Origin of the sequence: Streptomyces globisporus C-1027 (genome assembly GCF_000261345.2) — a bacterium.
Taxonomy (GTDB): Bacteria; Actinomycetota; Actinomycetes; order Streptomycetales; family Streptomycetaceae; genus Streptomyces; species Streptomyces pakalii.
In genome coordinates this window covers 1,177,797-1,189,684 of record NZ_CP013738.1, presented here as the reverse complement: position 1 = coordinate 1,189,684, position 11,888 = coordinate 1,177,797, and the positions used below count along the sequence as shown (strand labels likewise).

Here is an 11,888-nt window from a genome sequence, read left to right as displayed (position 1 = left end):
CATGTCCTTCTTCACTGACCTGGCCCACCAGTACATCGACGGCGAGTGGAGGCCGGGGAAGGGGTCCTGGGACATCATCGACTTCAACCCGTTCGACGGGGAGAAGCTCGCCTCGATCCCGGTCGCCACCGCCGACGAGGTCGACCAGGCCTACCGGGCCGCCGAGCGCGCGCAGCAGGCATGGGCGGACACCAACCCGTACAGCAGGCGGGCCGTCCTGGAGAAGGCGCTGCGCATCGTCGAGGAGCGCGAGCCGGAGATCGGCGAGGCGATCGTCGCCGAGCTCGGCGGCACCCGGCTGAAGGCCGCCTTCGAACTGCACCTGGCCAAGGAGTTCCTCCGCGAGGCGATCCAGCTGGCGCTGCGCCCCGCCGGACAGATCCTCCCCTCGCCGACCGAGGGCAAGGAGAACCGCGTCTACCGCGTGCCCGTCGGCGTCGTCGGCGTGATCAGCCCCTTCAACTTCCCCTTCCTGCTCTCGCTGAAGTCCGTCGCGCCCGCGCTGGCCCTCGGCAACGCCGTCGTCCTCAAGCCGCACCAGAACACCCCGATCTGCGGCGGCACCCTGCTGGCCAAGGTCTTCGAGGACGCCGGGCTGCCCGCCGGGCTGCTGAACGTCGTGATCACCGACATCGCGGAGATCGGCGACACCCTGCTGGAGCACCCCGTGCCGCAGGTCATCTCCTTCACCGGCTCGGACAAGGTCGGCCGCCACGTCGCCACCGTCTGCGCCCAGAACCTCAAGCGCGCCGTCCTCGAACTCGGCGGCAACAGCGCCCTGATCGTGCTCGACGACGCGGATGTCGACTACGCCGTCGACGCGGCGGTCTTCAGCCGGTACGTCCACCAGGGCCAGGTCTGCATGGCCGCCAACCGCATCCTGGTCGACCGCGCGGTCGCGGCGGAGTTCACCGACAAGTTCGTCGCCAAGGTCGCGTCCCTCACCGTCGGCGACCCCGCCGACCCGGCCACCCAGATCGGCCCGCTGATCAACTCCTCGCAGGCCGAGTCCGTCTCCAAGCTCGTCGACCAGACCGTGGCGGCCGGGGCGACGGCCCTTCTGCACGGCCGCGCCGACGGCAACCTGGTCAGCCCCTCCGTGCTGACCGGCCTGGCCGCCGACTCGCCCGTCCTGCACCAGGAGATCTTCGGGCCCGTCGCCCTGCTGATCCCCTTCGACGGCGAGGACGAGGCCGTCCGGATCGCCAACGACACCCCGTACGGCCTCAGCGGCGCCGTCCACACCGGCAACATCGAGCGTGGCGTCCGGGTCGGGCAGCGCATCCACACCGGCATGATCCACATCAACGACGGCACCGTCCACGACGAGCCGATCGTCCCCTTCGGCGGCGAGAAGAGCTCCGGTCTCGGCCGGCTGAACGGCGACTCGATGATCGAGGCCTTCACCACCCAGAAGTGGATCTCCATCCAGCACGGCCGCTCGCAGTTCCCCTTCTGACGGCCTGCCCCGCCGCACCGGGCGCGCCCAGGGCGGCGGCCCGTGGTCTACTGCGGGAGGCGGCACACACCGCCTCCCGCAAGCCGACCCACCGCAGAGAAGTGAACCGCCCGACGTGCGCCTGAACGACCTCGACGAACGCATCGTCCACGCCCTCGCCGAAGACGCCCGGCGCTCCTACGCCGACATCGGCGCCATCGTCGGCCTCTCCGCCCCCGCCGTGAAACGCCGCGTCGACCGGCTGCGCGCCGAAGGCGCGATCACCGGCTTCACCGTGCGGGTCGACCCGGCGGCGCTCGGCTGGGAGACCGAGGGGTTCATCGAGATCTACTGCAGCCGCAACACCTCCCCGGACGCCATCAAGCAGGGCCTCGCCCGCTACCCGGAGATCGCCTCGGCCTCCACGGTGACCGGCGAGGCGGACGCGGTGGTGCAGGTCTTCGCCGCCGACATGCGCCACTTCGAACAGGTCCTGGAGCGCATCGCGGGGGAGCCGTACGTGGAGCGTACGAAGTCGGTGCTGGTGCTCTCGCCGCTGCTGCGCCGGTACTCCGCGGAGGCCCCGCCGGCCTGAAACGGGTGGCGCACATCACCCCGCTGACCTGCGGTGATGCCCGACGCAACGATTCGCCGCCTTCGGCCCTTCCCGCGCAACGAATCAACGGTCGACGCGCAACGCTCGCGCCTTGTCCGGGCCGATCGGGGCCACGTACCTTCGATACGTCTCCCCACCCCGCCCGCACCGCCCGAGGTCAGCCATGCCGTCGTTGCGCACCGCCCTGCTCCAGAGCTCCGGACGGCCCGGCGCCGTCGCCGAGAACCTGAAGGCGCTCGACGAGGCCGCCGCCCGGGCCACCGACGCGGGAGCCCGGCTGCTGGTCGCCCCCGAGCTGTTCCTCACCGGATACGCCATCGGCGACGCCGTGCCCGAGCTGGCCGAGCCCGCCGACGGACCCGGCTCGGCGGCGATCGCCGAGATCGCCGTACGCCACGGCCTCGCCGTCCTCTACGGCTACCCCGAGCGCGACGGGGAGCGGATCTTCAACGCCTCCCAGCTCATCGGCGCCGACGGCGTCCGGCTCGCGAACTACCGCAAGACCCACCTGTTCGGCTGCTTCGAGCAGGAGTGGTTCACCCCCGGCGAGCAGACCGTCGTCCAGGCCGATCTCGACGGCATCCGCATCGGCCTGCTGATCTGCTACGACGTCGAGTTCCCGGAGAACGTCCGGGCGCACGCCCTGGCCGGCACCGATCTGCTGCTGGTGCCCACCGCGCAGATGCATCCGTTCCAGTTCGTCGCCGAATCCGTCGTCCCCGTACGGGCCTTCGAGAGCCAGATGTACGTGGCGTACGTCAACCGCACCGGCCCGGAAGGGGAGTTCGAGTTCGTCGGGCTCAGCTGCCTGGCCGGCCCCGACGGGGTGGTGCGCACCCGCGCCGGACGCGGCGAGGAACTCGTGATCGGCGAGGTGGACCCGGAGTTCCTGGCCGCCTCGCGCGCCGCCAACCCGTATCTCGCGGACCGCCGCCCCGGCCTCTACGGCTCCCTCGCCTGAGCCCGCCCCCTCCCTGAACCTCCGTACCGCGCAAGGAGTCCGTACCCCATGACGTCCACGGTGCCCAACGCCGTCCAGCACACCGACGCGGCCGCCCCGCCGATCACCATGTTCGGGCCGGACTTCCCCTACGCGTACGACGACTTCCTCGCCCACCCGGCGGGACTCGGGCAGGTACCGGCGACCGAGCACGGCCAGGAGGTCGCCGTCATCGGCGGCGGGCTCTCGGGCGTCATCGCCGCGTACGAGCTGATGAAGATGGGCCTCAAGCCCGTCGTCTACGAGGCCGACCAGATCGGCGGCCGGCTGCGCACGGTCGGCTTCGACGGCTGCGATCCCTCGCTCACCGCCGAGATGGGCGCGATGCGCTTCCCGCCCTCCTCCACCGCGCTCCAGCACTACATCGACCTGGTGGGCCTGGAGACGCAGCCCTTCCCCAACCCGCTCTCCCCGGCCACGCCCTCGACCGTCGTCGACCTCAAGGGCGAGTCGCACTACGCCGAGACCATCGACGACCTGCCGCAGGTCTACCGCGACGTGGCCGAGGCCTGGAGCGCGTGCCTGGAGGAGGGCGCCGACTTCTCCGACATGAACCGGGCGCTGCGCGAGCGTGACGTCCCGCGCATCCGGGAGATCTGGTCGCAGCTCGTCGAGCGGCTCGACAACCAGACCTTCTACGGCTTCCTCTGCGAGTCCGAGGCCTTCAAGTCCTTCCGGCACCGCGAGATCTTCGGCCAGGTCGGCTTCGGCACCGGCGGCTGGGACACCGACTTCCCCAACTCCATCCTGGAGATCCTGCGCGTCGTCTACACCGAGGCCGACGACCACCACCGCGGCATCGTCGGCGGCAGCCAGCAGCTTCCGCTGCGCCTGTGGGACCGCGAGCCGCAGAAGATCGTCCACTGGCCGCTCGGCACCTCGCTCTCCTCCCTGCACGGCGGCGAGCCGCGCGGCGCGGTCACCCGGCTGACCCGTACGGCGGGCAACCGCATCACGGTCACCGACGCCACCGGCGACATCCGCACCTTCCGGGCCGCGGTCTTCACCGGCCAGTCCTGGCTGCTGCTCTCCAAGATCGCCTGCGATGACGCGCTCTTCCCGATCGACCACTGGACGGCGATGGAGCGCACCCACTACATGGAGTCGTCCAAGCTGTTCGTGCCGGTCGACCGGCCGTTCTGGCTGGACAAGGACGAGACCACCGGCCGCGACACCATGTCGATGACGCTCACCGACCGGATGACCCGGGGGACGTACCTCCTGGACGACGGGCCGGACAGGCCCGCCGTCATCTGCCTCTCCTACACGTGGTGCGACGACAGCCTGAAGTGGCTGCCGCTCTCCTCGAAGGAGCGCATGGAGGTCATGCTCAAGTCGCTCGGCGAGATCTACCCGAACGTCGACATCCGCAGCCACATCATCGGCAACCCGGTCACCGTCTCCTGGGAGAACGAGCCCTGGTTCATGGGCGCGTTCAAGGCCAACCTGCCCGGCCACTACCGCTACCAGCGGCGGCTGTTCACCCACTTCATGCAGGACCGCCTGCCGGAGGACAAGCGGGGCATCTTCCTCGCCGGGGACGACATCTCCTGGACGGCCGGCTGGGCCGAGGGCGCGGTGCAGACCGCGCTGAACGCCGTGTGGGGCGTCATGCACCAGTTCGGCGGGGCGACGGACGCGACCAACCCGGGCCCCGGCGACGTCTTCGACGAGATCGCGCCGGTGGAGCTTCCGGAGGACTGAGTCCGGGGCCCTACCGACGCGGGCGTCAGCGGCACGGGGTGAGCAGAAGCCGCCCCACCAGCCCCGCGCCCGCGTCGGTCCGCTGCCGGAACTCCTCGGCCAGCGAGGGGAATTCACGCAGTCGCCAGAGCGTCCGGGCCGCCGACCAGGCCGTCTCGCGGGCCCGCTCCAGGCTCCAGGAACTCACCAGATGGGTCAGCGGATCCGCGATCTCCAACAGGTCGGGCCCCGGCATCAGTTCGTCGTGGATCCGCTCCTCCAGCAAGGCGAGGAGTTCGCCCACGCGCTCGAACTCCCCTTCCAGGTCCGGTGGTTCGCAGCCGAGCCTACGACAGGTGTCCACCACCGCCAGGACAAGGTCGTGGCCCGCATGCGCCTGGAGACTGCTGAGGGCGAACTGCAGCGGACGTACGCCGGGATGGCGGCGGCAGGGCAGCAGCGGACGCCAGCACGCCGGCGGCCGCCCGCCCGCCGTGGCCGTCTCGGCGGCCGACAGATAGTGCTCCGCGCACCGTACGCCCAGCAGGGCGGCGGCTTCCCGGTCGTCGAAACCGCCCCTGCCGAGGTCCGGGGCCACCCGCTCGACGACCTCCAGATAGGCGGTGTTGAAGACCGCCACCCCCTCCCCGGACGGCCACCGGGAACGCAATTGCCGCATACGTTCGATCACCGGGGAGCCGCCCGTCGGCGGGCCACCACCTGGGGCCGGTACTGCGGACTGCTCGATCTGCGTCATGCGCGGAGCGTCCCAGGCCTAGGCTCGCCACGGCACCGACCGGCCCGACTATTCATCGGAACGGACGAACAGCGGTGCCGGAAAAGGGGATCGAGGAGTGCCGGGCACCCGCGTACGACGCCGCACCGCTCACCGTGAACGCCGCCGCGCGGCCCGCCGCCACGCCCTGCTCGCCGTCGCATCGGCGGTCGTGGCGATCGGCGCTACGGCCGGGCTGATCGACGCGGGTCACCAGGACGGGCGCGACACGGCCCGCCCCGAACCCACGCCCCCGCCGGTCCTCCAGCCGCTCCCCGCCGTCCCCACGCCCACGGCCCCCGCCCCGTCCGCCTCCTCCGCGCGCCCCGCTCCGGCCCCGTCCCCCTCCCGCACCGCGGCCCGCCCGAGCGCCGCCCTCACGCCCCCGCCCGCCCGGCCGACGGCGCCCGCACCCGCGCCCCGTAACCGCCTGTTCCGGCACCCGCACTCCCAGGTCCTGGACTGGGTGCGGGCGAACCCCGACGACCCGCGCCGCCCGGTCATCGAGTCCCGGATCGCGGAGCGGCCCGCCGCCGTCTGGTTCACCGCCCACAACCCGGGCGAGATAGCCGGGCAGGTCCGTGCGGTCACCCGGGGCGCGGCCGCCGCGGGCCGGACCCCGGTGCTCGTCCCGTACGCGATACCCGACCGGGACTGCGGCGGCGCGTCCCAGGGCGGCGCCCCGGACCTCGCCGCGTACGACGCGTGGATACGGGAGTTCGCCGAGGGGCTCGGCGCGGGGGCGGCGATCGTGATCCTGGAACCGGACGCCATCGCCCTCTCCGACTGCCTCACCGCCCCGGAACGGGCCGCCCGCTTCGCCTCGTTGGCCCGCGCAGGACACACCCTGCGCACCGCCAATCCGCGGGCCCGGGTCTACTTCGACGGCGGCCACTCGGGCTGGCACACCCCCGCCAAACAGGCCGCCGCGCTGCGGGCCGCCGGAGCGGCCACCCATGGCGACGGCATCTTCACCAACGTGGCCAACTTCCACCGCACCGCCGACGAGACCGCCTACGCCCGCCGGGTCCTCACCGTGCTCGGCGGCCCGCCCCGCCTCGGCGCGGTGATCGACACCAGCCGCAACGGCAACGGAGCGCCCGCAGCCGGTGAGTGGTGCGACCCGGCGGGCCGGGCGCTCGGTCAGACCCCGACGACACAGACCGGCGAGGCCCGGATCGACGCGTACCTGTGGGTGAAGCTGCCGGGGGAGTCGGACGGCTGCTCGGGCGCGGCGGGTTCCTTCACGCCGGAGTACGCCTATGCCCTGGCCACGGGGTGAGCCCAGGCCGATCCCGTACGGCTTGATCCCGGGGCCGCTCCCGTACGGCTCAGCCCTTCTCGGGCCCCTCGGGCCCAGGCTTCTCGTCGTACGCCGACGTCCCGGCGTCCAGCAGTGGTTCCTCGGTCTTGAGGTGGGCCGGGGCGAAGGCCCGCAGCACGTGGTAGCCGGTGATCACGACGAGCGTGCCGAGCGCGATGCCGCCCAGTTCGAAGTTGTCGGTGATCTTCAGGCTGACCCCGCCGACGCCGATGATGATGCCCGCGGCGGCCGGCACGAGGTTGAGCGGATTGCGCAGGTCCACCCGGCCGTTGAGCCAGATCTGGGCGCCGAGCAGGCCGATCATCCCGTACAGGATCACCGTGATCCCGCCGAGCACCCCGCCCGGGATCGCGGCGACGACCGCGCCGAACTTGGGGCAGAGGCCGAAGAGCAGGGCGAAGCAGGCGGCGGCCCAGTAGGCGGCCGTGGAGTAGACGCGGGTGGCGGCCATCACGCCGATGTTCTCGGAGTACGTGGTGTTGGGCGGCCCGCCCACGGCGGTGGAGAGCATGGAGGCCGCGCCGTCCGCCGCGATGGCGGTGCCGAGCTTGTCGTCCAGCGGGTCGCCGGTCATCTCGCCGACGGCCTTGACGTGCCCGGCGTTCTCCGCGACCAGCGCGATCACCACGGGCAGCGCCACCAGGACCGCCGACCACTCGAAGGCGGGCGCGTGGAAGGACGGCAGCCCGATCCAGTCGGCCTGGCCGACGGCCGAGAGGTCCAGGCGCCAGTGGTCGACGGCCTCCGCCCCGCCGGCCGGGGAGTGGATCTTCCCGAAGACCAGGTCCAGCACCCAGGACAGCACGTACCCGAAGACCAGCCCCAGGAAGATCGCGATCCGGGAGAGGAAACCGCGCAGGCACACCACGGCGAGGCCGGTGAACAGCATCACCGCCAGCGCCGTCCACTGGTCCTGCGGCCAGTACGTGGAGGCGGTCACCGGAGCCAGGTTGAAGCCGATCAGCATCACGACCGCGCCCGTCACCACCGGCGGCATCGCCGCGTGGATGATCCGCGCGCCGAACCGCTGCACGGCGAGACCCACCAGGAACAGGGCAGCGCCGACCACCAGCACCGCGCCCGTGACGGTCGCGCTGTCCCCGCCGCTCGCCCGGATCGTGGCCGCGACGCCGACGAAGGAGAGCGAGCAGCCCAGATAGCTGGGCACCCGGCCCTTGGTCGCCAGCAGGAAGATCGCGGTCGCGACACCGGACATCATGATCGCGAGGTTCGGGTCCAGGCCCATCAGGACCGGGGCGACGAACGACGCCCCGAACATCGCGACGACGTGCTGGGCGCCGAGCCCGAACGTACGGGGCCAGGTGAGCCGTTCGTCGGGGCGGACCACCGCCCCGGGCGCGGGGGTCTTCCCGTCGCCGTGCAAGGTCCAGCGCACGCCGAGGCTCATGGTTGCTCCCTGAAGGTCTGCTCGGTGTGCCGACCGGTCTGCGAGCCGGGGTTCGGTGTTCACCTGCGGAAAAGATCAGCGCCATGGTAGTGGTGCGTCCGGTGGCCGCCGCGCGGAGGTCACCCACCGCGCGCGCCGCCGCGCCAGGCTCATGCGCGATCGGTCGCCCCACCCCGCGCCGCCGCGCCGGGTTCATGCGCGATCGGTCACCCCGCCGCGCGCCGCCGCGTCAGCTTCCGGCCGCGCTCTTCGTCGTCGTGCCCGCGCCGACCGCCGAGCCGGCGACCTTCCGGTCGGCCGACCGGAGCACCCCCGCGCCCAGTACCAGGCCGAAGGCCAGCACCGTCACCACGCCGAACGACACCACCAGCGAGGTCGCCTCGGCCAGCGAGCCGATCGCCGAGGGGGCGATCAGACCGGAGGTGTACGTGATGGTGGCGACGCCCGCGATGGCCTGGCTCGGGTTCGGCCCGCTGCGCCCCGCCGCGGCGAAGGCCAGCGGGACCACGACCGCCACGCCGAGGCCCAGGAGCCCGAAGCCGCACATCGCGGCCGCGGGGGAGGGCGAGAACACGACCAGCAGCCCGCCCGCGGTGGCCATCACTCCGCCGGTCCGCACCGTGCGGACCGCGCCGAACCGGTCGACGATCCGGTCCCCGGCGATCCTGGCCACCGCCATCATCAGGGCGAACGCCGTGGTGGACGCGGCCGCGAGACCGTCCGAACTGCCCAGGACATCCCGCAGGTAGACGGCCGACCAGTCCAGGCTGGCCCCCTCGGCGAACACCGCGCAGAATCCGACCGCCCCGATGATCAGGGCAGACTTCGGCGGCAGCGTGAACCGCGGCGGCGGCTCCTCGTCCGGGTGGCTCTGGATGTCGAGGACGTGGCGGCAGGCGATCAGGCCCAGCGCCGTGAGCACCAGGGCCGCGACGAGATGGTGGGTCCGGGCGTCGGTCGCGGTGTGGGCCGCGACCGTGCCCGCCGCCGAACCGATCAGCGCGCCCACGCTCCACATGCCGTGCAGACCCGACATGATCGACTTGTCGAGACGGTTCTCCACCTCGACGCCCAGCGCGTTCATGGCCACGTCGGACATCCCCGCCGTCGCCCCGTAGACGAACAGCGCGGCGCAGAGGGTGAGCAGGTTCGGTGCCAGCGCGGGCAGGATCAGCGCCAGCGTCCACAGTGCCAGTAGCCCCCGCAGCGCGGTCCGGGCGCCGAACCGGTGGCTGATCCGGCCCGCCAGCGGCATCGCGATCGACGCGCCGATCGCCGGGAAGGCCAGCGCCAGGCCGAGCTGACCCGCGCTCACCCCTGCGTGGTCCTGGATCCACGGCACCCGGGTCGCGAAGCTGCCGGTCACCGCCCCGTGCACGGTGAAGACGGCGGCGACGGCGATCCGCGCCCGTTTCACCTGCTCCGTGCTGTAGACCGTGACGGTCGAGTCCTTCGTCATGCCGTCGAGCCCCTCCCCTGGGAATCCTCGGATGCCGGCCGTTCCGGCGCTTCCGGCGCTTCCGGCGCTTCCGCGCGACGATGCGGGCCAATGCGTGGCGTAAACTATCAGGAACCCTGCCTGATAAATAGTCGTTTCTCATCGGCCCGGAAAGCGGCCGGAAAAGCGGCGGGGCGGCCATCTGGAAGGATCCCGGTATGCCCGCATCTCCGAGCACGGCTCGGGCCATCAACGACCGGCTCGCCCTGCGGCTGCTCCAGCAGGACGGCCCGCTGACGGCCACCCAGCTCAAGACGCTGACCGGACTCTCCCGGCCCACCGTCGCCGACCTGGTCGAACGGCTCCGCAGCGCCGGTCTGATCCAGGTCGTCGGCGAGTCCGGAGCCGTCCGCCGCGGCCCCAACGCCAAGCTGTACGGGATCGTGGCCGACCGGGCCCATCTCGCCGCGCTCGACGTGCGCCTGGGCAGCGTCAGCGCGGTCGTCACCGATCTGCTGGGGACGACGCTCGCCGAGGACTCGCTGCCCATCGGCAGCGACACCGGCACCGAACCCGCCGTCGAGCGGGCCGCCGCCCTCCTGGAGCGCACCGCCCGCGCGGCCGGGCCCGTACCCCTGCACAGCGTCGGCATCGGCGCCCCGGGCCTGATCGACCCGGCCACCGGCGAACTCCGCGACAGCTCCGGCCTGCCCGCCTGGCACCGGGGCCTGGTCCGGGAGCTCCAGCGGCGGCTCCCGGCCACCGTCCTGGTGGAGAACGAGACGAACCTCGCGGCCGTCGCGGAGCACCGGGAGGGCGCGGCCCACGACCGGGAGACCTTCGTCCTGCTCTGGCTGGGCCAGGGGATCGGGGCCGCCGTGATGCTGGACGGCAAGCTGCGTCAGGGGGCCTCCGGCGGCGCGGGGGAGATCGGCTTCCTTCCGGTCCCCGGGGTGAGCGGGCTGCCCTCGGCTGTCAACTGCGAGGGCGGGTTCCACTCCCTGGCCGGCTCCGGCGCGCTGTGCGAACTCGCCGCCGCGCACGGGCTCGTGGACCGCGGGACCGTGGCCGAGGGGCAGGAGGAGGCGGCCGCCGTGGACGCCGTGCGGGCCGCCCTGGAGGCGGGGGAGGCGGGCGAGCCCTTCCTGAAGGAGGTCGCCGACCGCCTCGCCCTCGGGTCCGCCGCCGTCGTCTCGGTGCTCGACCCCGGCTGTGTGCTGCTCGCGGGTGCCGTCGGCCATGCGGGCGGGGCCGCGCTCGCCGCCCGGGTCGAGGAGCGGCTGGCCGCCATGTCGCCGCTGCGCACCGAGGTCCGCGCCGGTTCGCTGGGCGACGGGGCCGTGCTGCGCGGTGCGCTGCTCACCGCCCGGGACGCGGCGCAGGACGTGTTGTTCGCCCCGGGAGGCTGACGCCCAGGAACTCCGCTCAGGCCGGGTGCCGGTGGCGGCGGTCGAGGAACTCCTCGAACGTCACGGTTCCCCCGGCGTGTTCGGGCGTCAGATGGTCACCGCGCCGGTAGCCCGCGTACGCCTGGCCCGCCAGCCGGACCGGGACCACCCGCCGCCTGCGCCCGGTGGCCCGCAGGTACGCCCCGGCGAGGTCGGTCAGCGTACGGACCTCGGGGCCGCCCAGGTCGGGCACCCGGCCCGCCGGTCCGGCGAGCGCCAGGGCGGTCAGGCGGCCGGCGACCTCGCCGCTGTCGACGGGCTGGAGCGACACCCCGGCGGGCACCGGCAGGACGGGCAGCCGGGCCGCGCCGGACAGGATGCGCAGGGCCAGGTCGTGGAACTGCGTGGTCCGCAGGATCGTCGCGCCGAGCCCGGAGTCCTCGATCATCCGCTCGACCCGGTGCTTGACCGTGTAGTAGCCCAGCGGCAGCCGGTCCACGCCCACGATCGAGATGTAGACGAGGTGCGGCGTCCCGGCCCGCTTCGCCGCGTTGATGAGGAAGCCGGCCGCCCGGTCGTCGCCGCCGCGCGGGGTGGTGGCGCAGTGGACGATCACGTCCGCGCCCTCGACCGCCGCGTCAAGGCCCTGGCCGTCGCGCAGATCGACGGCGTACGAGGGGGAGCGGCGGCTGAGCCCCCGGACGTCTGCCCCTTCCGTGCGGAGGCGCTCCGCGACCTGCCGCCCGAGGGTTCCGGTGGCGCCGGTGACCAGAATCGTCGTCATGGGGCCAGCCTGCCAGAGCACGGTCCGGCCCGGC

General features: G+C 72.9%; 10 protein-coding genes. 6 read left to right on the top strand and 4 right to left on the bottom strand.

All coding sequences use genetic code 11. The features are described from left to right. The first annotated feature begins 1 nt into the window (after nucleotide 1). From WQO_RS05060 to WQO_RS05045, 4 genes are all read left to right on the top strand, one after another. Nucleotides 2–1,459, top strand: a complete 1,458-nt coding sequence (locus tag WQO_RS05060; protein ID WP_010057361.1) for an aldehyde dehydrogenase family protein — start codon at nucleotides 2–4, stop codon at nucleotides 1,457–1,459. A gap of 115 nt (nucleotides 1,460–1,574) precedes the next feature. After that, complete coding sequence (locus WQO_RS05055) at nucleotides 1,575–2,033, top strand: Lrp/AsnC family transcriptional regulator (RefSeq protein WP_003970382.1); 459 nt, start codon at nucleotides 1,575–1,577, stop codon at nucleotides 2,031–2,033. Nucleotides 2,034–2,217: 184 nt separating this feature from the next. Continuing rightward, on the top strand, nucleotides 2,218–3,015 hold the full coding sequence (locus WQO_RS05050) for a carbon-nitrogen hydrolase family protein (RefSeq protein WP_010057363.1): 798 nt from the start codon (nucleotides 2,218–2,220) through the stop codon (nucleotides 3,013–3,015). A 48-nt stretch (nucleotides 3,016–3,063) separates the two neighbouring features. Then, nucleotides 3,064–4,758 (top strand): flavin monoamine oxidase family protein, encoded by a 1,695-nt coding sequence (locus tag WQO_RS05045; RefSeq protein WP_010057365.1) that lies wholly within the window; start codon nucleotides 3,064–3,066, stop codon nucleotides 4,756–4,758. A 25-nt stretch (nucleotides 4,759–4,783) separates the two neighbouring features. Here WQO_RS05045 and WQO_RS05040 read toward each other — a convergent pair whose 3' ends face one another. Next, nucleotides 4,784–5,494, bottom strand: a complete 711-nt coding sequence (locus tag WQO_RS05040) for a DUF5995 family protein (protein ID WP_029181987.1) — start codon at nucleotides 5,492–5,494, stop codon at nucleotides 4,784–4,786. A 97-nt stretch (nucleotides 5,495–5,591) separates the two neighbouring features. On the opposite strand from WQO_RS05040, the gene WQO_RS05035 reads away from it, so the two are divergent. After that, entirely contained in the window at nucleotides 5,592–6,794 is a 1,203-nt protein-coding gene (locus WQO_RS05035; protein WP_010057369.1) for a glycoside hydrolase family 6 protein, read from the top strand. Between the two features lie 49 nt (nucleotides 6,795–6,843). Here the strand turns inward: WQO_RS05035 and WQO_RS05030 are convergent, their stop codons facing one another. Continuing rightward, nucleotides 6,844–8,244 (bottom strand): uracil-xanthine permease family protein, encoded by a 1,401-nt coding sequence (locus WQO_RS05030; RefSeq protein WP_010057370.1) that lies wholly within the window; start codon nucleotides 8,242–8,244, stop codon nucleotides 6,844–6,846. 229 nt (nucleotides 8,245–8,473) lie between these two features. Next, nucleotides 8,474–9,703 (bottom strand): MFS transporter, encoded by a 1,230-nt coding sequence (locus WQO_RS05025; protein WP_010057371.1) that lies wholly within the window; start codon nucleotides 9,701–9,703, stop codon nucleotides 8,474–8,476. Nucleotides 9,704–9,900: 197 nt separating this feature from the next. Between WQO_RS05025 and WQO_RS05020 the strand changes: the two genes are divergently transcribed. Next, on the top strand, nucleotides 9,901–11,091 hold the full coding sequence (locus WQO_RS05020) for an ROK family transcriptional regulator (RefSeq protein WP_058953879.1): 1,191 nt from the start codon (nucleotides 9,901–9,903) through the stop codon (nucleotides 11,089–11,091). A 16-nt stretch (nucleotides 11,092–11,107) separates the two neighbouring features. On the opposite strand, the gene WQO_RS05015 is transcribed toward WQO_RS05020, so the two are convergent. Next, nucleotides 11,108–11,854, bottom strand: coding sequence for an SDR family oxidoreductase (locus WQO_RS05015; protein WP_010057373.1), 747 nt, complete (start codon nucleotides 11,852–11,854; stop codon nucleotides 11,108–11,110). Between the last annotated feature and the right edge of the window lie 34 nt (nucleotides 11,855–11,888).

Coding starts and splice junctions, on each gene's coding strand:
- WQO_RS05060 (WP_010057361.1), top strand. CDS start 2: ATGTCCTTCTTCACTGACCTGGCCCACCAGTACATCGACGGCGAGTGG.
- WQO_RS05050 (WP_010057363.1), top strand. CDS start 2,218: ATGCCGTCGTTGCGCACCGCCCTGCTCCAGAGCTCCGGACGGCCCGGC.
- WQO_RS05045 (WP_010057365.1), top strand. CDS start 3,064: ATGACGTCCACGGTGCCCAACGCCGTCCAGCACACCGACGCGGCCGCC.
- WQO_RS05040 (WP_029181987.1), bottom strand. CDS start 5,494: ATGACGCAGATCGAGCAGTCCGCAGTACCGGCCCCAGGTGGTGGCCCG.
- WQO_RS05030 (WP_010057370.1), bottom strand. CDS start 8,244: ATGAGCCTCGGCGTGCGCTGGACCTTGCACGGCGACGGGAAGACCCCC.
- WQO_RS05025 (WP_010057371.1), bottom strand. CDS start 9,703: ATGACGAAGGACTCGACCGTCACGGTCTACAGCACGGAGCAGGTGAAA.
- WQO_RS05020 (WP_058953879.1), top strand. CDS start 9,901: ATGCCCGCATCTCCGAGCACGGCTCGGGCCATCAACGACCGGCTCGCC.
- WQO_RS05015 (WP_010057373.1), bottom strand. CDS start 11,854: ATGACGACGATTCTGGTCACCGGCGCCACCGGAACCCTCGGGCGGCAG.